This is a genomic window from Streptomyces sp. NBC_00457 (assembly GCF_036014015.1).
In the GTDB taxonomy this organism is placed as follows: domain Bacteria; phylum Actinomycetota; class Actinomycetes; order Streptomycetales; family Streptomycetaceae; genus Streptomyces.
In genome coordinates this window covers 5,508,541-5,531,095 of the sequence record NZ_CP107905.1, presented here as the reverse complement: position 1 = coordinate 5,531,095, position 22,555 = coordinate 5,508,541, and the positions used below count along the sequence as shown (strand labels likewise).

General features: G+C 68.0%; 18 protein-coding genes and 2 tRNA genes. 15 read left to right on the top strand and 5 right to left on the bottom strand.

Annotated features, from left to right (window positions below; translation table 11 throughout):
* Window positions 1-219 precede the first annotated feature (219 nt).
* From dnaA to OG828_RS25085, 9 genes are all read left to right on the top strand, one after another.
* Window positions 220-2,130: a chromosomal replication initiator protein DnaA gene (dnaA, locus tag OG828_RS25125; RefSeq protein WP_328361034.1), complete on the top strand. Its 1,911-nt coding sequence runs from the start codon at window positions 220-222 to the stop codon at window positions 2,128-2,130.
* Between the two features lie 859 nt (window positions 2,131-2,989).
* On the top strand, window positions 2,990-4,120 hold the full coding sequence (dnaN, locus tag OG828_RS25120; RefSeq protein WP_210573431.1) for a DNA polymerase III subunit beta: 1,131 nt from the start codon (window positions 2,990-2,992) through the stop codon (window positions 4,118-4,120).
* Between the two features lie 140 nt (window positions 4,121-4,260).
* Window positions 4,261-5,136, top strand: coding sequence for a phosphogluconate dehydrogenase (NAD(+)-dependent, decarboxylating) (gene gnd / locus OG828_RS25115; RefSeq protein ID WP_328502392.1), 876 nt, complete (start codon window positions 4,261-4,263; stop codon window positions 5,134-5,136).
* 52 nt (window positions 5,137-5,188) lie between these two features.
* On the top strand, window positions 5,189-6,310 hold the full coding sequence (recF, locus tag OG828_RS25110; protein WP_328439678.1) for a DNA replication/repair protein RecF: 1,122 nt from the start codon (window positions 5,189-5,191) through the stop codon (window positions 6,308-6,310).
* The gene (locus OG828_RS25105; RefSeq protein ID WP_328361025.1) at window positions 6,307-6,849 is read left to right on the top strand and encodes a DUF721 domain-containing protein; all 543 of its coding nucleotides are present in this window, start codon (window positions 6,307-6,309) and stop codon (window positions 6,847-6,849) included. Before recF ends, OG828_RS25105 begins: the two co-directional genes overlap by 4 nt.
* Before the next feature lie 387 nt (window positions 6,850-7,236).
* Window positions 7,237-9,297, top strand: coding sequence for a DNA topoisomerase (ATP-hydrolyzing) subunit B (gene gyrB, locus OG828_RS25100; RefSeq protein WP_328361022.1), 2,061 nt, complete (start codon window positions 7,237-7,239; stop codon window positions 9,295-9,297).
* Between the two features lie 42 nt (window positions 9,298-9,339).
* The gene (gyrA, locus tag OG828_RS25095) at window positions 9,340-11,934 is read left to right on the top strand and encodes a DNA gyrase subunit A (RefSeq protein ID WP_328361019.1); all 2,595 of its coding nucleotides are present in this window, start codon (window positions 9,340-9,342) and stop codon (window positions 11,932-11,934) included.
* Window positions 11,935-11,951: 17 nt separating this feature from the next.
* Window positions 11,952-12,737 (top strand): DUF3566 domain-containing protein, encoded by a 786-nt coding sequence (locus OG828_RS25090; protein ID WP_328439676.1) that lies wholly within the window; start codon window positions 11,952-11,954, stop codon window positions 12,735-12,737.
* 124 nt (window positions 12,738-12,861) lie between these two features.
* Window positions 12,862-12,935: transfer RNA gene (locus OG828_RS25085), tRNA-Ile, on the top strand.
* 207 nt (window positions 12,936-13,142) lie between these two features.
* Here the strand turns inward: OG828_RS25085 and OG828_RS25080 are convergent.
* Complete coding sequence (locus OG828_RS25080; protein WP_328361014.1) at window positions 13,143-13,478, bottom strand: DUF6344 domain-containing protein; 336 nt, start codon at window positions 13,476-13,478, stop codon at window positions 13,143-13,145.
* Between the two features lie 327 nt (window positions 13,479-13,805).
* On the opposite strand from OG828_RS25080, the gene OG828_RS25075 reads away from it, so the two are divergent.
* Both OG828_RS25075 and OG828_RS25070 read left to right on the top strand, forming a co-directional pair.
* A complete protein-coding gene (locus tag OG828_RS25075) occupies window positions 13,806-13,934 on the top strand; it encodes a DLW-39 family protein (protein ID WP_003999697.1) in 129 nt (42 codons plus the stop codon).
* Window positions 13,935-14,226: 292 nt separating this feature from the next.
* Window positions 14,227-15,522, top strand: coding sequence for a hypothetical protein (locus OG828_RS25070; protein WP_328502391.1), 1,296 nt, complete (start codon window positions 14,227-14,229; stop codon window positions 15,520-15,522).
* Window positions 15,523-15,547: 25 nt separating this feature from the next.
* Here the strand turns inward: OG828_RS25070 and OG828_RS25065 are convergent, their stop codons facing one another.
* Window positions 15,548-17,134: a serine/threonine-protein kinase gene (locus tag OG828_RS25065; RefSeq protein ID WP_328502390.1), complete on the bottom strand. Its 1,587-nt coding sequence runs from the start codon at window positions 17,132-17,134 to the stop codon at window positions 15,548-15,550.
* A gap of 192 nt (window positions 17,135-17,326) precedes the next feature.
* Entirely contained in the window at window positions 17,327-17,875 is a 549-nt protein-coding gene (locus tag OG828_RS25060) for a helix-turn-helix domain-containing protein (protein WP_210573411.1), read from the bottom strand.
* A 182-nt stretch (window positions 17,876-18,057) separates the two neighbouring features.
* On the opposite strand from OG828_RS25060, the gene OG828_RS25055 reads away from it, so the two are divergent.
* Window positions 18,058-18,130: transfer RNA gene (locus OG828_RS25055), tRNA-Ala, on the top strand.
* A 422-nt stretch (window positions 18,131-18,552) separates the two neighbouring features.
* Here the strand turns inward: OG828_RS25055 and OG828_RS25050 are convergent.
* Window positions 18,553-19,254 (bottom strand): DUF5324 family protein, encoded by a 702-nt coding sequence (locus OG828_RS25050; RefSeq protein ID WP_328361003.1) that lies wholly within the window; start codon window positions 19,252-19,254, stop codon window positions 18,553-18,555.
* A 319-nt stretch (window positions 19,255-19,573) separates the two neighbouring features.
* Here OG828_RS25050 and OG828_RS25045 point away from each other — a divergent pair, with 319 nt between their 5' ends.
* Both OG828_RS25045 and OG828_RS25040 read left to right on the top strand, forming a co-directional pair.
* The gene (locus tag OG828_RS25045; RefSeq protein WP_328361000.1) at window positions 19,574-20,107 is read left to right on the top strand and encodes a peptidylprolyl isomerase; all 534 of its coding nucleotides are present in this window, start codon (window positions 19,574-19,576) and stop codon (window positions 20,105-20,107) included.
* A 110-nt stretch (window positions 20,108-20,217) separates the two neighbouring features.
* On the top strand, window positions 20,218-21,120 hold the full coding sequence (locus tag OG828_RS25040) for a rhomboid family intramembrane serine protease (protein ID WP_328502389.1): 903 nt from the start codon (window positions 20,218-20,220) through the stop codon (window positions 21,118-21,120).
* A 257-nt stretch (window positions 21,121-21,377) separates the two neighbouring features.
* Here the strand turns inward: OG828_RS25040 and crgA are convergent, their stop codons facing one another.
* Window positions 21,378-21,632, bottom strand: coding sequence for a cell division protein CrgA (crgA, locus tag OG828_RS25035; RefSeq protein ID WP_210573403.1), 255 nt, complete (start codon window positions 21,630-21,632; stop codon window positions 21,378-21,380).
* A 142-nt stretch (window positions 21,633-21,774) separates the two neighbouring features.
* Here crgA and OG828_RS25030 point away from each other — a divergent pair, with 142 nt between their 5' ends.
* Entirely contained in the window at window positions 21,775-22,554 is a 780-nt protein-coding gene (locus tag OG828_RS25030) for a DUF881 domain-containing protein (protein ID WP_328439668.1), read from the top strand.
* Window position 22,555: the final 1 nt, after the last annotated feature.

Below are 22,555 nucleotides of genomic sequence, written 5' to 3'. Positions count from 1 at the left end.
CCATCGACAACTCGACCTGGTCACGGTACGCGGGGCTACGCCATCCGGTCAAACCAACGGCCCACAGGAGACACTATCCACAGCCTGGGGACAACAACTTGAACCGCACCCGTCGCCCTGACTACCTTGGCTGGACTCCGATTCGCCCGTCCCATCCGATGTGAATCCCAATCCGTCCCACAACCACACGTTCGTGGGACCCACGAGAGAGCGTGCCCTGTGGCTGACGTACCTGCCGATCTTGCCGCAGTGTGGCCACGAGTACTGGAGCAGCTCCTCGGGGAGGGCCGCGGGCAGGGCGTCGAAGCGAAGGACGAGCGCTGGATCCGCCGCTGCCAGCCCCTGGCGCTGGTCGCGGACACCGCCCTGCTCGCCGTACCGAACGAATTTGCGAAGGGCGTACTGGAGGGCCGTCTCGCACCGATCGTCAGCGAGACGCTGAGCCGCGAATGCGGCCGCCCGATCCGTATCGCGATCACCGTCGACGACTCCGTCGGCGAACCCCCGGCCCCGCCCGCGCGCCCCCGGTACGAAGAGCCGGAACTCCCCTCCTCCCAGTACGAGGGCTACGGCCGCCACCGCGCCGACGACCGCTCCGGCACCCCGAGCGACCAGCTGCCCCCGCCCCGCACGGACCAGCTCCCGACGGCCCGCCCCGCGTACCCCTCGGAATACCAGCGCCCCGAACCCGGCGCCTGGCCCCGCGGATCCCAGGACGACTACGGCTGGCAGCAGCAGCGGCTCGGCTTCCCGGAGCGCGACCCGTACGCGTCGCCCTCACAGGACTCGTACCGGTCCCAGGACTCCTACGGCTCGCAGGACTCGTACTCCCCGCCGTCCCAGGACTCGTACCACCAGCCCTCCCAGGACTACCGTCCGCAGTCCATGGAGCGCCCCTCCTACGACACGCAGCGCTCCGACTACGACCAGTCCCGCTCCGACTACGACCAGCGTGACGTCCGCCGGGAGCGGCCCGAGCCGCCGTCCGGGTCCGGGCATGTGCATCGCGGCGGACCGGTCGGACCCACGCTCCCCACGACCGGCGCCCCTGGCCCACTGGCCGCGCAGCCCGCGCCGGCGACCGGCCCCGGCGAGCCGACCGCACGACTGAACCCGAAGTACCTCTTCGACACGTTCGTCATCGGTGCCTCCAACCGCTTCGCGCACGCGGCCGCGGTGGCCGTCGCCGAGGCACCGGCGAAGGCGTACAACCCTCTCTTCATCTATGGGGAGTCGGGGCTCGGCAAGACGCACCTGCTGCACGCGATCGGGCACTACGCGCGCAGCCTCTACCCGGGCACGCGTGTGCGGTATGTGAGCTCGGAGGAGTTCACCAACGAGTTCATCAACTCCATCCGCGACGGCAAGGGCGACAGCTTCCGCAAGCGGTACCGGGAGATGGACATCCTGCTCGTCGACGACATCCAGTTCCTCGCGGACAAGGAGTCGACGCAGGAGGAGTTCTTCCACACCTTCAACACGCTCCACAACGCCAACAAGCAGATCGTGCTCTCCAGCGACCGGCCGCCGAAGCAGCTGGTGACCCTGGAGGACCGGCTGCGGAACCGTTTCGAATGGGGCCTGATCACCGACGTCCAGCCGCCCGAGCTGGAGACCCGTATCGCCATCCTCCGCAAGAAGGCGGTGCAGGAGCAGCTCAACGCCCCGCCGGAGGTACTTGAGTTCATCGCCTCCCGGATCTCGCGCAACATCCGCGAGCTGGAGGGCGCGCTGATCCGGGTGACGGCGTTCGCGTCGCTCAACCGGCAGCCGGTGGACCTGGGCCTGACCGAGATCGTCCTCAAGGACCTCATCCCCGGCGGTGAGGACTCGACGCCGGAGATCACCTCGACGGCCATCATGAGCGCGACCGCCGACTACTTCGGTCTCACGGTCGAGGATCTGTGCGGCAGTTCGCGCGGCCGCCAGCTCGTCACGGCCCGCCAGATCGCCATGTACCTGTGCCGTGAGCTCACGGACCTGTCGCTGCCGAAGATCGGCGCGCTGTTCGGCGGCCGCGACCATACGACGGTGATGCACGCCGACCGCAAGATCCGCAATCTGATGGCCGAGCGGCGCTCCATCTACAACCAGGTGACCGAGCTGACGAACCGCATCAAGAACGGCTGACGACCACAGGGTCACGGCACCGAGGGCGCCCTCCGGAGGAGATCCGGAGGGCGCCCTTCGTTATGCCGCAGCCACCTGGTGTTCGATTACGTGCCGGGTTACGGCCACTCTCCACAGATTCGGTGATTTTCTGCCGTCCACACCCTGGGGACTGGGGAGTTGTCCAGATCCTGTCCACAGCGGACTCCGCTGACAGACCATCAAGCCAGCTCACGTGGTTGTGGATCGGTGGACGAACGATCTCCACAGACTGTGGACAGCGAAAAGATCCACAGGGTGTGTACGAAGTTGTCCACCGGCAACCCACAGACTGGGGCGAGTTGTCCCCAAGGATGGCCCGCTTCTCCACACCGCTGTCCACTGTTCGGCAACGCGACGCGCCTCCTCACCGGGACGAGTGAAAGGCGTCACATCAAGGTGCCAGGCAGGTCTGTGGGAAAGCTGCCCAAACCTGGGGACGGCACTGGGGAGAAGTCACCCCAGGCTGTGCATGGGGTGTGCAGAACTTTCCGTTCTCCACAGATTTGCTTGGTTGTCCACCGGTGTCACCCACAGGGTCCGTGGACAAAATCTCGCCGCTGACCTGGGAAAACAGGGTTATCCACGGTATCCACAGCCCCTACTACTACTCCCAACTAGAGAGAGAGCGGAATTCGCTTCGAAGGGGGTCCTGTGCACAACTCGCTCTTCGGCGCCCGACTGCCCCTCGTCACGACTTGACCCCGAGAGGCACCTACTGTCAGTGCCGTGCGTCAGACTGTTCTCCGGTGTCCTTCCCCTCACCGGGACCGACCACACCGAGACAGACGACGAAGCCAGGCAGGCCGAGAAGCGCCGGCAACAGCAGGAGGCGGCAACAGTGAAGATCCGGGTGGAACGCGACGTACTCGCGGAGGCAGTGGCCTGGGCGGCGCGCAGCCTCCCGGCCCGTCCGCCGGCGCCTGTCCTCGCGGGCCTTCTGCTGAAGGCCGAGGACGGCCAGCTGAGCCTGTCCAGCTTCGACTACGAGGTCTCCGCACGCGTGTCGGTGGAAGCCGAGGTCGAGGAGGAGGGCACGGTCCTCGTCTCCGGCAGGCTGCTCGCCGACATCTCCCGCGCCCTCCCCAACCGCCCGGTGGAGATTTCCACAGACGGTGTACGGGCGACGGTGGTCTGCGGCTCCTCACGGTTCACACTCCACACACTGCCTGTGGAGGAGTACCCGGCGCTGCCGCAGATGCCGTCGGCGACCGGCACCGTCCCCGGTGAGGTCTTCGCCTCCGCCGCCTCCCAGGTGGCCATCGCCGCAGGCCGTGACGACACCCTGCCCGTCCTCACCGGTGTGCGCATCGAGATCGAGGGCGACCGGGTCACCCTGGCCTCCACCGACCGCTACCGCTTCGCGGTCCGTGAGTTCCTGTGGAAACCGGAGAACCCGGAAGCGTCCGCGGTCGCCCTGGTCCCCGCCAAGACGCTCCTGGACACCGCCAAGGCGCTGACCAGCGGCGACAGCGTGATCCTGGCGCTGTCCGGCTCGGGCGCGGGCGAGGGCCTGATCGGTTTCGAGGGCGCCGGCCGGCGTACGACGACGCGGCTGCTGGAGGGCGACCTCCCGAAGTACCGCTCGCTGTTCCCGACGGAGTTCAACTCGGTCGCCGTGATCGAGACCGCCCCCTTCGTGGAGGCCGTCAAGCGCGTGGCCCTGGTCGCCGAGCGCAACACTCCTGTGCGGCTGAGCTTCGAGCAGGGCGTGCTGATCCTTGAGGCCGGTTCCAGCGACGATGCACAGGCTGTGGAACGGGTGGACGCCCAGCTGGAGGGCGATGACGTATCGATCGCCTTCAACCCGACCTTCCTGCTGGACGGCCTGAGCGCCATCGACTCCCCGGTCGCGCAGCTGTCCTTCACGACATCCACGAAGCCCGCGCTGCTCAGCGGCAAGCCGGCGCTGGACGCCGAGGCGGACGAGGCCTACAAGTACCTGATCATGCCGGTCCGCCTCAGCGGCTGACCGCGACCGACGAGAACACCGCAGGTCGGGGCATACGTTTGAGCGCGTATGCCCACAGGTGTGCGTGAGAGTCCGGGTTTAGGCTCGGACATGGGTACGAAGGTGCCTCACACGCCACACAGCAACCTAAGGAACAACTGATGGAGCTCGGTCTCGTCGGCCTCGGCAAGATGGGCGGCAACATGCGCGAGCGGATCCGCCGCGCAGGCCACACCGTCATCGGATACGACCGCAACCCGGATCTCGCCGATGTCCACAGCCTGGAAGAGCTTGTGGGCAAGCTCGCGGGCCCGCGCGTCGTATGGGTGATGGTCCCGGCCGGTGCGCCCACCCAGTCGACCATCGACGAGCTGGCCGAACTGCTGGAGCCCGGTGATGTCGTCGTGGACGGCGGCAACTCGCGCTGGACGGACGACGAGAAGCACGCGGAGGAGCTGGCCGCCAAGGGCATCGGTTTTGTCGACTGCGGTGTCTCCGGTGGCGTCTGGGGCCTGGAGAACGGCTATGCGCTGATGTACGGCGGCGACGCGGAGAACGTCGCCAAGGTGCAGCAGGTCTTCGACGCACTCAAGCCGGAGGGCGACTTCGGTGCGGTGCACGCCGGCAAGGTCGGTGCCGGCCACTTCGCGAAGATGGTCCACAACGGCATTGAGTACGCGATGATGCAGGCCTACGCCGAGGGCTGGGAGCTCCTGGAGAAGGTCGACTCCGTGACCGACGTCCGGGAGGTGTTCCGTTCCTGGCAGGAGGGCACGGTCATCCGCTCCTGGCTGCTCGACCTCGCGGTGAACGCCCTGGACGAGGACGAGCACCTTCAGAAGCTGCGCGGTTATGCACAGGACTCCGGGGAAGGCCGCTGGACTGTGGAAGCCGCCATCGACCACGCCGTGCCGCTGCCGGCGATCACGGCGTCCCTGTTCGCGCGGTTCGCCTCGCGGCAGGAGGACTCTCCACAGATGAAGATGATCGCGGCGCTGCGGAACCAGTTCGGTGGCCACGCGGTCGAGACGAAGTAATCCACAGGGCTGCTGAGCGGTCCACGACACTGGGGGAGGTCGGCGAACGACCATGCACGTCACGCATCTGTCGCTGGCCGACTTCCGCTCGTACGCCCGGGTCGAAGTTCCGCTCGACCCGGGTGTCACCGCCTTCGTCGGCCCCAATGGGCAGGGCAAGACGAACCTCGTCGAGGCGATCGGCTACCTCGCCACCCTGGGCAGTCACCGTGTCGCCTCCGACGCGCCTCTCGTCCGGATGGGCGCCGACCGCGCGGTCATCCGCGCGCAGGTCAAGCAGGGCGAGCGGCAGCAGCTGGTCGAGCTGGAGCTGAACCCGGGCAGGGCGAACCGCGCCCGCATCAACAGGTCCTCGCAGGTCAGACCCCGCGATGTGCTGGGCATCGTACGGACTGTGCTGTTCGCGCCCGAGGACCTCGCTCTGGTCAAGGGCGATCCCGGGGAGCGCCGCCGCTTTCTCGACGAGCTGATCACCGCCCGGTCTCCGCGTATGGCCGGTGTGCGCTCGGACTACGAGCGGGTCCTCAAGCAGCGGAACACCCTGTTGAAAAGTGCTGCGTTGGCTCGTCGGCACGGCGGTCGTTCGATGGATCTGTCCACCCTCGACGTCTGGGATCAGCACCTTGCGGCCGTGGGCGCCGAGTTGCTTGCTCAGCGCCTGGACCTGATAGCCGCGATCCAGCCGCTGGCCGACAAGGCGTACGAGCAACTGGCACCCGGTGGCGGCCCGGTGGCCCTGGAGTACAAGCCGTCGGCGCCGGGTGAGGCGCACACACGCGAGGACCTCTACACGCAGGTGATGGCGGCGCTCGCCGATGCGCGCAAGCAGGAGATCGAGCGGGGCGTCACCCTCGTAGGGCCTCATCGAGACGATTTGAATCTCAAACTCGGTCAGATGCCGGCCAAGGGATACGCGTCCCACGGTGAGTCCTGGTCGTTTGCGCTGGCGTTGCGGCTGGCGTCGTACGACCTGCTCAGGGCCGAGGGCAATGAGCCGGTGCTGATCCTCGACGATGTGTTCGCCGAGCTGGACACCCGGCGGCGCGAGCGGCTGGCCGAACTGGTGGCGCCCGGTGAGCAGGTGCTGGTGACGGCCGCGGTGGACGACGACGTACCGCACGTGCTGACGGGAACGCGGTACACGGTGTCGGACGGGACGGTGGAGCGCGCATGACGACCGACGATCCCAAGAAGGCAGCCGAGCAGGGGGCACCCGAGCCGTCCGGGGTGGACCTCGCGCGCGTGGCGTTGCGCGCGGCGAAGGAACAGGCACGCGCGCGTGGCGATGCCGTGCAGCAGAAGAAGCAGGCGCGTCGCGGTGGCCTGCGCTCCGGCGCGGGTGCCGATGGACGCGACCCCATGGCGCTCGGCGCCGCGATCAACCGCCTGATCACCGAGCGGGGTTGGGAGGCCCCGGCCGCGGTGGGCGGGGTGATGGGCCGCTGGCCGCAGATCGTCGGCGAGGACGTCGCCAAGCACTGTGTGCCGGAGCGGTACGACGAGGACGAGCATGTACTCGTCGTGCGCTGCGACTCCACGGCCTGGGCGACGAACCTGCGTCTGCTCGCCCCCACGCTGGTCGCCCGGCTCAACGAGGACCTGGGCCACGGGACGGTGCGGTTGATCAAGGTGAACGGCCCTGGTGGTCCCCCTCGCCGCTACGGTCCGCTGCGTGCTCCGGGCAGCACGGGTCCCGGCGACACCTATGGGTGACGGACATCACGTCCAGGGAAGCGATCAACGCGCGTCGACGTCCGCGAAGTACCGGCGGACGCGGTTGCGAATCGCGACCTGACTCCGAAGTAGCCATGGGTTGACAGCCGAAAGCGCTGAGTGCCGCTGTGAGCCTCTTGGAGCCCCGCTCCGTATATGGGGACCCGGCGGAGACCGATTCAGGGCGCCACATGAGGACTCAGGTACCGGCAAACCCCCATCACTGTCGGCGCTACCGGTAGACTGGAAGCTAATCCCGCCCCATCCGTGGGGACCGTCCGGGAAAAGCTGAGCAACGCTGATCAAGGCTTACCAACGCAACATGCCGCAGCCGCTCCGGCAACCTGCCGGCGAGCCTGGCTCGTGCTGTGCCAGAAAGGGCGCTTCGTGGCCGATTCCGGCAACCCCAACGAGAACATCCCGTCCACCGACGCCGGCGCCAACGGCGCGGTGATTTCGTCGAACGGCGAGGTCACCGCCTCGTACGACGCCAGCGCCATCACCGTCCTCGAGGGTCTGGACGCGGTCCGCAAGCGACCCGGTATGTACATCGGCTCGACCGGTGAGCGCGGACTGCACCACCTCGTGTACGAGGTGGTCGACAACTCCGTCGACGAGGCGCTGGCCGGCCACGCGGACACCATCGACGTGACGATCCTGGCCGACGGCGGCGTCCGCGTGGTCGACAACGGCCGTGGCATCCCGGTGGGGATCGTGGCCTCCGAGGGCAAGCCTGCCCTCGAGGTCGTGCTGACCGTGCTGCACGCGGGCGGCAAGTTCGGCGGCGGCGGCTACGCGGTCTCCGGTGGTCTGCACGGCGTGGGTGTCTCCGTCGTGAACGCGCTGTCCTCGAAGGTCGCCGTAGAGGTCAAGACCGACGGGTACCGCCACACGCAGGACTACAAGATGGGCGTCCCCACGGCGCCCTTGGTCAAGCACGAGGCCACGGACGAGACCGGCACGTCGGTCACCTTCTGGGCCGACGCCGACATCTTCGAGACCACGGAGTACTCCTTCGAGACGCTCTCGCGGCGCTTCCAGGAGATGGCGTTCCTCAACAAGGGTCTGACGATCAGGCTCACCGACGAGCGTGAGTCGGCGAAGGCCACCTCCGGGGCGGACGAGGCGGGCGCCGACGAGACCGCCGAGGTCAAGACCGTCACGTACCACTACGAGGGCGGCATCGTCGACTTCGTGAAGTACCTCAACTCCCGTAAGGGAGAGGCGGTGCACCCGACGGTGATCGACCTCGAGGCCGAGGACAAGGACAAGGCCCTCTCCCTCGAAGTCGCCATGCAGTGGAACAGCGGCTACAGCGAGGGCGTGTACTCCTTCGCCAACATCATCCACACCCACGAGGGCGGCACCCACGAAGAGGGATTCCGCTCGGCGCTGACGAACCTGATCAACAAGTACGCGCGCGACAAGAAGCTGCTCCGTGAGAAGGACGACAACCTCACGGGTGACGACATCCGCGAGGGTCTGACCGCGATCATCTCGGTGAAGCTGAGCGAGCCGCAGTTCGAGGGCCAGACCAAGACCAAGCTGGGCAACACGGAGGCGAAGACCTTCGTCCAGAAGGCGGTCTACGAGCACCTCAACGACTGGCTGGACCGCAACCCGAACGAGGCGGCGGACATCGTCCGCAAGGGCATCCAGGCCGCCACCGCGCGCGTGGCCGCCCGCAAGGCGCGCGACCTGACCCGCCGCAAGGGCCTGCTGGAGTCGGCGTCCCTGCCGGGCAAGCTCTCCGACTGCCAGTCGAACGACCCCACCAAGTGCGAGATCTTCATCGTCGAGGGTGACTCCGCCGGCGGCTCGGCCAAGTCCGGCCGCAACCCGGAATACCAGGCGATCCTCCCGATCCGCGGCAAGATCCTGAACGTGGAGAAGGCCAGGATCGACAAGATCCTGCAGAACCAGGAGATCCAGGCGCTGATCTCGGCCTTCGGTACCGGAGTCCACGAGGACTTCGACATCGAGAGGCTGCGCTACCACAAGATCATCCTGATGGCGGACGCCGACGTCGACGGCCAGCACATCAGCACTCTGCTGCTGACCTTCCTGTTCCGCTTCATGCGGCCGCTGGTCGAGGCCGGGCACGTGTACCTCTCCCGTCCCCCGCTGTACAAGATCAAGTGGGGCCGGGACGACCTCGAGTACGCCTACTCGGACCGCGAGCGCGACGCGCTGATCGAGATGGGCCGCCAGCGCGGCAAGCGCATCCGCGAGGACTCGATCCAGCGCTTCAAGGGTCTTGGCGAGATGAACGCCGAGGAGCTGCGCATCACCACGATGGACCAGGAGCACCGCGTCCTCGGCCAGGTCACCCTCGACGACGCCGCGCAGGCCGACGACCTGTTCTCGGTCCTCATGGGCGAGGACGTCGAGGCACGCCGCGCGTTCATCCAGCGCAATGCCAAGGACGTCCGCTTCCTCGACATCTGAGTCGGTCTCAGCTGACCGCACCAGGAAGGATCTTCACCAGCAATGGCCGACGAGAACACTCCCTTCACGCCTGAAGAAGGCGGCGACATCGCCCAGCGTGTCGAGCCCGTCGGGCTCGAGACGGAGATGCAGCGCTCGTACCTCGACTACGCGATGTCCGTCATCGTCTCCCGTGCGCTGCCGGACGTCCGGGACGGGCTCAAGCCCGTCCACCGCCGCGTCCTGTACGCCATGTACGACGGCGGCTACCGCCCCGAGCGCGGCTTCTACAAGTGCGCCCGCGTGGTCGGCGACGTCATGGGCAACTACCACCCCCACGGCGACTCCTCGATCTACGACGCCCTGGTCCGCCTCGCCCAGCCGTGGTCGATGCGCATGCCGCTCGTCGACTCCAACGGCAACTTCGGCTCTCCGGGCAACGACCCCGCGGCCGCCATGCGGTACACCGAGTGCAAGATGGCGCCGCTGTCGATGGAGATGGTCCGTGACATCGACGAGGAGACCGTCGACTTCACGGACAACTACGACGGCCGCTCCCAGGAGCCGACCGTCCTGCCCGCCCGGTTCCCGAACCTGCTGATCAACGGCTCGGCCGGTATCGCGGTCGGCATGGCGACGAACATCCCGCCGCACAACCTGCGCGAGGTCGCGTCCGGCGCCCAGTGGTACCTGGAGAACCCGGAGGCGTCGCACGAGGAACTGCTCGACGCCCTCATCGAGCGCATCAAGGGCCCGGACTTCCCGACCGGGGCGCTCGTCGTCGGCCGCAAGGGCATCGAGGAGGCGTACCGCACGGGGCGTGGCTCGATCACGATGCGCGCGGTCGTCGAGGTGGAGGAGATCCAGGGCCGCCAGTGCCTGGTGGTGACGGAGCTGCCGTACCAGGTCAATCCCGACAACCTGGCGCAGAAGATCGCCGACCTGGTGAAGGACGGCAAGGTCGGCGGTATCGCGGACGTCCGTGACGAGACCTCGTCACGCACCGGCCAGCGACTCGTCATCGTGCTGAAGCGGGACGCGGTCGCCAAGGTCGTTCTGAACAACCTCTACAAGCACACCGACCTGCAGACCAACTTCGGCGCCAACATGCTGGCCCTGGTCGACGGCGTGCCCCGCACCCTCTCCCTGGACGCGTTCATCCGCCACTGGGTGACGCACCAGATCGAGGTCATCGTCCGCCGGACGCGCTTCCGCCTGCGCAAGGCCGAGGAGCGCGCCCACATCCTCCGCGGCCTCCTCAAGGCCCTGGACGCCATCGACGAGGTCATCGCGCTGATCCGGCGCAGCGACACCGTCGAGATCGCGCGCGGCGGCCTGATGCAGCTCCTGGAGATCGACGAGATCCAGGCCAACGCCATCCTCGAGATGCAGCTGCGCCGCCTCGCCGCCCTGGAGCGTCAGAAGATCGTCCAGGAGCACGACGAACTCCAGGCGAAGATCAACGAGTACAACGAGATCCTCGCCTCGCCGGTCCGCCAGCGCGGCATCGTCAGCGCGGAGCTGGCCGCGATCGTCGAGAAGTACGGCGACGACCGCAAGACCATGCTGGTGCCCTACGACGGCGACATGTCCATCGAGGACCTCATCGCCGAAGAGGACATCGTGGTGACCGTCACACGTGGCGGTTACGTCAAGCGCACCAAGACCGTGGACTACCGCGCCCAGAAGCGCGGCGGCAAGGGCGTGCGCGGCGCGAAGCTCAAGGAAGACGACATCGTCGACCACTTCTTCGTGTCCACCACCCACCACTGGCTGCTGTTCTTCACCAACAAGGGCCGGGTCTACCGGGCGAAGGCGTACGAGCTGCCGGACGCCGGCCGTGACGCGCGCGGCCAGCACGTGGCCAACCTGCTCGCCTTCCAGCCGGACGAGGCGATCGCCGAGATCCTCGCGATCCGTGACTACGAGGCGGCGCCCCACCTGGTGCTCGCCACCAAGGGCGGTCTGGTCAAGAAGACGCCTCTGAAGGATTACGATTCGCCGCGTTCCGGTGGCGTCATCGCGATCAACCTCCGTGAGACAGCGGACGGTTCCGATGACGAACTGATCGGAGCCGAACTCGTATCGCCCGATGACGATCTGCTTCTGATCAGCAAGAAGGCGCAATCGATTAGGTTCACTGCCACGGACGACGCTCTGCGTCCCATGGGCCGTGCCACCTCGGGTGTCAAGGGCATGAGTTTCCGCGAGGGCGACGAGCTGCTCTCGATGAATGTTGTTCGACCCGGTACGTTCGTGTTCACTGCCACCGACGGCGGGTACGCGAAGCGGACCGCTGTCGACGAGTACCGCGTCCAGGGACGCGGCGGCCTCGGCATCAAGGCCGCCAAGATCGTGGAGGACCGCGGATCGCTCGTCGGTGCGCTGGTGGTCGAGGAGACCGACGAGATCCTCGCCATCACGCTGTCCGGCGGTGTGATTCGTACGCGAGTCAACGAGATCAGGGAGACAGGCCGTGACACCATGGGCGTCCAACTGATCAACCTGGGCAAGCGCGATGCCGTCGTCGGTATCGCACGCAACGCCGAGGCGGGACGCGAGGCAGAGGAAGTCGACGGCGACGTGGCCGTGGACGAGACCGCCGAGGGTGTCGCGACCACCGGCACGGACGAGGGCGAGGCGCCTTCGGACGAGTAAGCGAGGAGTGAGTCATCGTGAGCGGAGCCACGGGCGCCGGACCGACCGGTACGGACACGGACGGCGGCGGCAGTGGCTCCGCCGCGCGTGTGACGGACTCGCACACGACCAACCTGCAAGCGATCAAGTCGTCCCCGACCGACTCGCACTCGCCTGACACTCATGGATCCCAGGGGGGAACTGTGACGGACACCCGTGGCTCGCAGACCCAGCAGCACGCGGCTGGGGCGGGCTCGGCCGCTGCGGGCTCCCAGCCCCGGCCGTCGGACCGGCAAGCCGCCCAGGCGGCGCCGCAGCCGTCGGCCTCTCCGCTGCCGGGAGAGCGCCAGCCACAGCAGCCTGCCGGCCCGTACCACCCGCCGCAGGCCTACCCGGCGGCGGCGCCCGCCGGTGCCGTACGCCGGCCCCGCACGGGCGCGCGTACGACACCCCGCACCCGCAAGGCCCGGCTGCGCGTGGCGAAGGCCGACCCCTGGTCGGTCATGAAGGTGAGCTTCCTGCTCTCCATCGCCCTGGGCATCTGCACGATCGTCGCGTCGGCGGTGCTGTGGATGGTCATGGACGCGATGGGCGTCTTCTCGACGGTCGGCGGCACGATCTCCGAGGCCACCGGCTCGAACGAGTCGAACGGCTTCGACCTCCAGTCCTTCCTGTCCCTCCCGAACGTCCTGATGTTCACGTCGATCATCGCGGTCATCGACGTCGTCCTCGCGACGGCCCTGGCGACCCTCGGCGCGTTCATCTACAACCTGTCGGCGGGCTTCGTGGGCGGCGTCGAGCTGACGCTCGCCGAGGACGAGTGACATTAACCGGCAACGCCCTTTCAAACCTCGGGCGACGGTCCTCTGACTATCGATTTTGGGACTGCCCACGTCGTGCGCTAATCTTCAGGGGTCAGCGCGCGGGACATACACCGCAGAGCGCGGCGGGGCTATAGCTCAGTTGGTTAGAGCGCATCCCTGATAAGGATGAGGCCACAGGTTCAAATCCTGTTAGCCCCACAGCGGCACAGCGCCAGGTGAGAAGCCCGGTAGATCTCCAGGATCTACCGGGCTTCTGCGTGTGTGGGTCTCGGCACCTGCCGCTGTCCCGTGACGTGTTCGTGAGAAAGGCCCGGCCGCTCGAGTCGAGCGGCCGGGCCTTGGTCCGGGCGGTGCTGTACGCAAGTTCGCCGTTGCGGGATGGGGGAGGAAGAAGCGCGCCGGGGGTCAGCGCTGGAGGGGCGTGAGGGGCTCGGCCGGATCGCAGAGGGCGGCGGCTTCGAGTGCCGCGTCCGCAACCGTGTCCGTCTGCGGTCGGTGCCGGCAGCTGGGGGACTTTCCGTGGGCCTCGGCGCGGATGCGTTGCTTCATGGTGGGGGGCAGCGAGCGGGACCAGGCCCAGGGGATCGGCGGCGCCGTCACGTGCGTGACGCTGTTGCTCGCGGCCTCGGACTGCGGTACGGCCGCGTTCGCGGTCGTGGTGGCGAATCCGAGCGCCGTGCACAGCGCGAGGAAGGCGGTGACGATGGCGGTCCACAGCTTCATGACCTTGTTCCTGGCCATGGCCCCTCACTTTCGGGTTGGGCGATTTGCGTACTTTCCTCATGATGTTTATGTGGGTCACGAAGTGGTGGACCGACGCCCCTTGCGCGTCGATGTTCCGATCAACACCACACGAATGGGTGCAGAGCGGATGAAAAGTGCAAGGAGGGTCATAAAGTCGCCGTCCGTGTCGGTGTGATCACCCTCCGATCGGAGCGATGTCGTCCGCTTCTACTGCGGTGTTCCGGACGGGAGTTGGCTGCGGACGCAGGTCACCGATCGATATCGATCGGTGTGTATAGTCGGGCGGCAGAGGTCCCCTACGTCAAGGAAAGACGAGGTCGCGCGGTGAAGAAGCTTCTCCTGGTCGCACTGGCCGCCATCGGCGGGCTCCTCGTGTACCGCCAGATCCAGGCGGATCGCGCCGAGCAGGATCTGTGGACGGAGGCGACTGACTCCGTGCCCACGGGTTCGTGAGTATCGACATCGGATTCTGAAAACCCCGGCCGCCGAGCGGTCGGGGTTTTGTGTTGCGGGACATCCCCGGATGTGCGAGGGGGTGCGATGTGCCACCAGGTGCCTTCGAGGCGGGCGTTTCGGCCGCTCGTACGGATTGCGCGGATGACATACCCCCGAGCGGGGCAGGATGGGCCACGGTCCCGGGTCCGGCGACGACGAGGGGTGGCGTGTCATGGGGCGGCGGCGTACGACGTGGGGGCGTGCGAGGGGATGGCCCGGTCGTCGACCCTGTCCGCCGCGGTACGTGCGCGTGGCTGTCGTGGCAGCCGTCCTGTGCGCGGCGACAGCTCTGCCGGGGGGCGCGGCGCTCGCCGCAGGGGTGACGCCCGGCTCCAACTCCTTCGGAACGCCCGGCTCGTACGCCTTCGACGAGAACGCCCGGTCCGTCAAGGGGGCGGCAGTCACCACGGAGGCCGACCGGCTGGACGTGGCCACGACGTACCGCAGTTCCCTCCCCCAGGGCAGCAAGCTCTTCTACCGCCTCGAACTCGACGCCACCTCGGACGTGTACGTCTCCGTGACCGCCGTCCCGCGCGCGGGCACCACAGTGACCCCCACCGACAGCCTCAAGGTGTCGGTACAGGACGCCAACGGCCGCTCCTGTTCGTACGACACCGCCACCTTCGGGAGCCGCAGCCCGCACCCGATCGCCGCCTGGGGGGAGCGTGAGGCCGCCACGAGCGACTCCTCCTGCGAAGGCGCGGGCACCTATTACGTGGTCGTCGAGCGCGTCGACCGGAGCGGTTCCTCACCCGACGCCTGGGACCTGGAGCTGGTCCCCGTCTCCGAACCACGGCTGAGGCAGACCGGTGCGACCGAGACCGAAGCACCCAAGGGCTGGAACTCCGCCTCGCCCACACCACTGCTGAGCGAGGCCGAGGACCGCGACGGCGGCGGCGGCTTCACCCGGGCCACATCCATCGGTCAAGGCGTCTGGCGCGACGACCTGCGGCCCGGGCAGACCCTCTTCTACAAGGTGCCGGTCGACTGGGGACAGCAGCTCTACGCCACCGCCGAGCTGGGCAGTACGAGCAGCGACGGCAGCCTCGTGGCCGCCGCCCTGGACATGTCCCTCTACAACCCCGTACGCGCCCAGGTCGACGACGTCAGCCTGCACTACAACGGCAGCCAGAAGGCGGAGTCGATCGATCCGCTGCCGCCGGTCGCCTACGCCAACCGCTACGCCAGTCCCTCCGACCCGGTCAGCGGCATGCGGTTCGCCGGCTCGTACTACCTCGTCGTCCATCTCGCGGAGCAGGTGGCCGGACAGTTCGGCGACGGGCCCTTCGGACTGACGCTGCGGATCCGTGTCAGCGGTGCGGCCGAGGCCGAGCCCGGTTATGCGGGGAAAGCCGAGCCACCGAACCTCATCGACGTCACGGCCCAGGACCAGGAGGCCGTCATCGGGGGCGGCTCCGGGGTGTCCGGGAGCGGCGACGCCGCGATGACGGTGATCGCCGTGGGCGGGATCGGCGCGGGCACGGTGCTGGTGGCGGTGCTCGGGGTGTGGACGCTCGTGGCGCGGAGGCGGGCCGGGGCCTGGTAGAGCGGCTGTGCCCGCGGGCCGGGGCTCAGATGCGGGTCAGCGCCCAGAACCCCACCGCGTAGCAGGCCAGCGCGAGCAGCAGCAGCGGGACGGCCACCTTCGCCGGCGGGCCGGGACGGCGGGGTCGGCGTGCTGCCCGGTGACGCGGCTGCGAAATTGCCTGCGCGGAAGGTGGAACCTGTGGGTCCTGAGCGGTGTACGAAGCAGTAGAGGCATCGGCGCGGTGATGCGATGCCGGTGTCAGGGCCTGAGTGGAGTGGCGCGGCGGCGTGGGCGGCTGGGGGGAGGACAGGACATGCGTGGAGTCGTAGGGGGAGAAGAGGGCGGGGCTGTGGTGGCTGCCCTCGGGTGGCGGGGGCTGCGAATGTGGGTGCTGGTGCAGTTGGGGATGCGGCTGAGCTTGCGCTTGTGGCGGCTGCTGGGGGCGCCGCTGGGCTTGGGCATCCACCTGCTGCGGCCGAGGGGAGGAGCCGGTGGGCTGAGGGGGCGGCAGATGGAAGCTGCCGGTGTCCGACATGCTGGGCGGCTGCGACCCCGTCGGCTGCCGTGGATCGGTCTCCTGCCGCAGATCAGCCCGTACGACGGCTGCGTCCGCGTCGGCCGGGCCAGAACCCGTGCCGGAGCTGTGCGGCCCGGAGTCCGTATCAGAGCCGTCCGGCACGTAGCCCGTTTCGCCGGGCTCGGCAGCCGGGCCCGGCCCGCCCCTGGTCGGCTCCACTCCCCTTGCCGGCTTGAGTGGGCCTTCAGGGCCGAACCCCGGGGGAAGCGGGCCGATTTGGTCGAAGATCTCGATCAGTTCGTCGTCCGGGCCGCCCTCCGGAAGGAGCTCCGCGGCCGAGGCGAGGGCCTTGCGCGCCCCCGTGGCCGTGCGGAAGCGCGCCTGGGGATCCGGCTGCAGCAGCGTGGCCACGACCTGCCACAGCGGCTCGGGAATGCCCTTCGGCGCCCCCGGAGTCCCGTGCTCCGCGAAGTACTGGATGAGGGCCTTGGCATCCGGCTTGGCACCCTCCAGCAGATACAGCGCCACCAGCCCTACGGCGAACAGGTCCGCGGCGAAGTCCGGCTCCGCGCCCATCATCTGCTCGGGCGCCAGATAACCGGGCGTGCCCACCACGAGATTGGTCTCCGTCAACCGCGGCTCGCCCAGGCGCATGGCGATACCGAAGTCGGACAGCCGCAGCCGCGGCCTGCCCGTGCCGGTGGCCTCCAACAGGACGTTGGCGGGCTTGATGTCTCGGTGCACGACGTCCTCCGCGTGCACCGCGGCCAGCCCCGACAGGAGCTGGTCGAGCAGGGTGCAGACGAAGGGCGCCGGCAGGGGGCCGTAGTCCCCGATCAGATGGACCAGCGAACCGCCGGCGACCAGATCCATGGTGAACAGGACCTTGTCGTCGTCAGCGGCCCAGCTGGCCGGCGCGAGCACATGAGGGTGATCGATCCGCAACGCCTGCTCCCGCACGAAGCGCAACAGCGAGTGCGCGTCGCTCTGTTGCAGCACCTTGGCGGCGACATAGCGGCGCCTGCGGTGATCCCAGGCACGCCACACAGCGCCCACGCCGCCGCGTCCGATCGGGTCGGCCAGTTCATACCGGCCGGCGAAGACCTCACCCATGGCTGTGCGTCGCTCCTCCCCCTCAGCCTGTCCCCCTTGCTTCCCCCTCGATGAGCGATACGACTCCTGCCGCCCCCTGTGCGATGAGCGATACCCCCGTTGATCGCGGCCCCCGTGTCCCACGAACCCTTGCGTCCACTCCTCGGCCGTCGACCCGGCTACCGAACCCCCTTCGGTGACCGGGGCGCCGGTTCAGCTCTGGTGGGACTGGTAGTGCGCGACCGCGTCGGAGGTGCGGCCCGCGCCGTACACCCGGAGGAACTCTGCCAGTTCCGGGTGGGTCGGGGCGAGGGTGTCCGCCGCCTCGATGATGTCTCCCGCCGCCGCCACCGAGCGCAGCAGCGACTGGATCTCGCGGACCACCCGCTTGACCGTGGGCGCCCCCGAACTGCTGGTCGTGGTCGTGGTGTTGCTGAGCACCGAGCCCCCCTGCGACTTCTTGATCTCTTCCATGCGCTCGGTCGCCTCGGCCGCACTCACGCTGCCGTCCGCGACCTGCCCCGCCAGATCCTGCAGCAGCTGCACCCGCTGGACCACGGCGGGATTGCCGATCTTCGCCCGCTGGCCGCTCATCAGCTGCGACAGCATCGGTGCGGACAGGCCCAGTACCCCCGCGAGACGAGCCTGGTTGAGACCAAGATCGTCTATCAGCTTACGGAAGAGCGCCCCCAACGGCTCCCCGTACCAGTTCCGCTGCAGTTCCCGCGCTCTTGCGGTGGCTTCCTGCTGTGCGGCGTCCATTGCGTCTCCCCATCGCTTTCCCCAAAACGGCGGTTCGCTGTCGCGAACCACGCCGAGCATCTTACGGAGAGTGGCGGTCCATCGGGACCCCCAATCTTTTTGCGAGATACGGGGGGCGACCCGGTACTCTGGTCTGCGGCGCCCGCCGGTATGTGGTTCTTCCGGTCGGACGCTCATCTTCCGGGGCCTTAGCTCAGTTGGTAGAGCGCTGTCTTTGCATGGCAGATGTCAGGGGTTCGACTCCCCTAGGCTCCACACCTCGGACCGGCCAGGTGCCTCAGCGGCGCCTGGCCGGTTCTTTTGTTGGGCCCGTCTCCAGGGGTGACGTGCGTCACGTGGGGCGGTCCGATGGCGTTGCAGTTCTTTGCGCAAACGGATGAGGTCGGCGAGGGCGGCGCGGTGGTCGCCGACCGTGACCGAGGGCGTATGAGGGAGCGTGCTCCGGCGTGCAGGCCGTGTGAGCTGGTGGGAACGGTTCCAGGTAGCCAGGGGAATACGTTCCGTTAAGGAAGTCTGTGCCGAACCTGCACAACCAGGCCGTTGCAAACGTCATCGGGAGCGGGGTGTGTAAACACGTGCCCAGGCTCGACGCCTGTTCCACGTGAAACATGACAGTGGGGCGGGAGACCCTCAAGTCTCCCGCCCCACCGCACAGTTGGCGCGACCGGCCGGAACGCTCACCGACCCTCGTCGCGCTTGGCGGCCTCCTCCTCAGCCTCCTTGGCCTGTACCTCGGGATCGAGCACGTCCTGAGCGCTGCCGTCCACCGAGGTCAGCCGGCCGCCCTCGGGCACCTCCGTCGCGGCGGGCGGCTCGACCAGCCAGTCGGGGTTGGCCTGCTTGTCCCACCACTTCCAGGCGGCGAAAGCACCGCCAGCCAACACGCCGAGAACCGCCAGCGCCTTGGCGACACGGCCGGCTCGAGCACGCCGCTCGTGTCGACGGGCCAACTTATGGATGTCCTCGGCCGAGACATGGCTGCGCAGCGCAGCCAGCGCGGCGGCACTCCGGGCAGCGGCCTCGTCCTTGACGGGCGCGGCCACAGCCACCGCCTGCTCAAGCCGCGGCTTGGAGTAGTCGGCGGCCTGCCGAGCAGCCTTGCGGGTGCGGACGGCGGCCTCATGGGCGGCCTGGTCGACCTTCGGCGGTACATGGGTGCGGGCCTGCTCCAGACGCGGCACGACATGCGTGCCGTACTGAGCGCGCGCCTGCTCGGCGGCCAGCGACACCTTCGGCGCGAGCCGTACGCGTGCCTCGTGCGCATAGTGCGTGGCCCTGTCCTTGGCCGTGTCGGCGTAGGGCGCCACCACTTCCGCGGCGTGCAGCACGCTGTCCTTCGCCGAGCCGGTCGCGGCGCGCACGCTGTCGATGCGGGTCACGGGATCCTCCTCCTCGGTGGCGTACGGTATTTCGGCTATCCACCCTTTTACGGATCATGCCTGCAAGGCAGCCCCTGGGCATGTGAGGGCGGGCATCCGGGTCATCGATCAAGTGCAATAGGGGATGAATACGGGGCAACGGGAGCTTGTCGTCGACAATGCCACGGATCGCCGCTTCGCGCCCCCGACCCGAGGCCACTCGCCCGGATTTCTCCCCAGCGACACGCAGGCAAACCGGTGCGGAACCGGGCGACGGGCGACGTACGGCGTGGACCATGCGAGGATCAGGGGGTCACAGGAAGACAACGGAAGGCAGATCGTGGCTGAGCAGCTCTACGCCACCCTGAAGACCAACAACGGCGACATCGAAGTCCGGCTCCTGCCGAACCACGCGCCCAAGACGGTCCGGAACTTTGTCGAGCTCGCCAAGGGCGAGCGTGAATGGACCAACCCCGCCACCGGCGAGCGGTCCACCAACAAGCTCTACGACGGCACGGTCTTCCACCGGGTGATCAGCGGCTTCATGATCCAGGGCGGTGACCCGCTGGGCAACGGCACCGGCGGACCGGGGTACCAGTTCGAGGACGAGTTCCACCCGGACCTCTCCTTCGACAAGCCCTACCTCCTGGCCATGGCCAACGCCGGTCCGGGCACCAACGGCTCGCAGTTCTTCATCACGGTCGCCCCGACGACTTGGCTGAACCGCAAGCACACCATCTTCGGCGAAGTCATCGACGGCGCGAGCCAGAAGGTCATCGACGCCATCGTGTCCGCGCAGACCAACCCGCGCACCGACCGCCCGGTCAACGACGTCGTCATCGAGTCGGTCGTCGTCGAGACCCGCGAAGGCTAGGACAGACCCCGGGTCCGAAGGGCCCGGTACCTCCCGCAGGGAACCAAACGCCCCGCTCATCCGTAAGGATGGGCGGGGCGGTTCAGCTGCGTACGAGACGAGGGGATCCCATGGACCAGGCGCCAGGCAGCCCACAGGGCCCGGAGGACCAGGGCCCCGCGCAGAGCGCGCCCGTCTGCTACCGGCACCCGGACCGCGAGACCGGCGTGCGCTGCACCCGCTGCGAGCGCCCCATCTGCCCCGAGTGCATGGTCAGCGCCTCCGTCGGCTTCCAATGCCCCAACTGCGTCCGCGAAGGCACCGGCACCGGCGTCTCGCCCACCGCATCCCGGCCCCGCACCATCGCCGGCGGCACCGTCACCGCCGACCCCCGACTGCTCACCAAGATCCTCATCGGGATCAACCTCGCGGTCTTCATCGCCGTCCAGTCATCGTCGACGCTCCTGGGCGATCTGTACCTCATCGGCGAATGGCCCCCCGCCCCCTTCACGCCCACCGAAGGCGTCGCCGCAGGCGAGTGGTACCGCCTGTTCACCTCGATGTTCACGCACGAGGAAATCTGGCACATCGCCTTCAACATGCTCAGCCTGTGGTGGCTCGGCGGCCCCCTCGAAGCCGCCCTCGGCCGAGCCCGCTACATCTCCCTCTACCTGGTCTCGGGCCTGGCGGGCAGCGCCCTGAGCTATCTGCTCGAGTCCCCGACCACGGCCTCGCTCGGCGCATCCGGCGCGATCTTCGGCCTCTTCGGCGCCACCGCCGTGCTCGTCCGCCGCCTGAACTACGACATGCGGCCGATCATCGCCCTCCTGGTGATCAACCTGATCTTCACCTTCGGCTGGAGCAGCATCGCCTGGCAGGCCCACATCGGCGGACTCGTCGGCGGCCTCCTGATCGGCTACGCCATGGTCCACGCCCCCCGCGAGCGGCGGAACCTCGTCCAGTACGGCAGCTGTGTGCTGCTGCTGGTCGTGATCGTCGGAGTGACTCTGTTGAGGACTGCCCAGCTCACTTGATCCCCAGCGTTGTCCACAGTCTGTGGCGGATCTAGTGCACGCTGTGCGGGAATGGCTGCGCCCCCTGTGCCTGAGCTGCGTTTCCGCAGGTCAGGCACAGGGGGCGAACGTGCTTTCGGTTGCCGGTAGGTCTGTCACACCAGCGTCAACACTCGATGGGTTATCCACAGATCGTCGTTCTTTCCACACTGTGGACGACGCTGTGGATAACTCAGCGGATAGCCCTGGGCAGAACTGTGTTCACCGGCCCGTGGCCGCTACTTCCACTGGGTCGAAACACCGAATCCCGCGGCGATGAAGCCGAAGCCCACGACGATGTTCCAGTTGTCGAGACTGTCGATGGGCAGCGAGCCGTCGGTGACGTAGAACACCACGATCCATGCCAGGCCGAGGAGGAACATGGCCAGCATGACGGGCGCGACCCAGGTGCGGCTGGTGAGCTTGATGGAGGTCGCCTGCTTCGCCGGCGGCGGCGTGTAGTCGGCCTTCTTGCGGATACGTGACTTCGGCACGAGGGTCTCTCCTGTCGATGCGCTGCGTGGCCGCGCAGGGAACTGGGGCGGGCTCCGGGGCTGCGTACAAGGGGACTCTTAGTGCTCCCCCGGGCGTCCGTTAGCGTAGTGCTTCCGCGGCGCCGAAGGAGATAAGGGTACGTTGAGCAATTCTGCCGACTTCCCCGGGACGGGATCCAGCCCTGCCCGCGGACGCCGTTTCCGGCCGGTGCGGGTGCTCACGGTGGGTGTGTTCGCTCTCGCGGGGCTCATTTTCTTCACCAGTTTCAATACTGCCAAAGGCACCAATATCCGCACGGATGACTCCTTGCTGAAGCTGTCCGACCTGATTCAGGAGCGCAGCCACAACAACGGCGAGCTGGATGAGTCCAACGCGGGCCTGCGGGACGACATCGACGCGCTCGCCGAGCGGGACGACGGCAGCAGCAAGGCCGAGGACGACAGGCTGGCGCGCCTGGAGAAGAACGCGGGTACCCAGAAGCTCACCGGTGAGGCGATCACGGTCACCCTCAACGACGCTCCGCCGGACGCCACTGCCAAGCTCCCCGGCTATCCCGAGCCGCAGCCCGACTACCTGGTCATCCACCAGCAGGACCTCCAGGCCGTGGTGAACGCCCTCTGGCAGGGCGGCGCCGAGGGCATCAAGGTCATGGACCAGCGGCTGATCTCCACCAGCGCCGTGCGTTGTGTGGGCAACACCCTGATTCTTCAGGGCCGCGTCTACTCACCGCCGTACAAGATCACGGCGGTCGGGGCCCCGGAGAAGCTGCAGAAGGCGCTCACCGCGTCCCCGGCGATCCAGAACTACATGGTGTACGTCAACGTGTACGGGCTCGGCTGGAAAGTCGAGGAGGACGGGGCGGTGACTCTGCCCGGCTACTCGGGCACAGTGGATCTGCAGTACGCCCAGCCCGTGGAGTGAG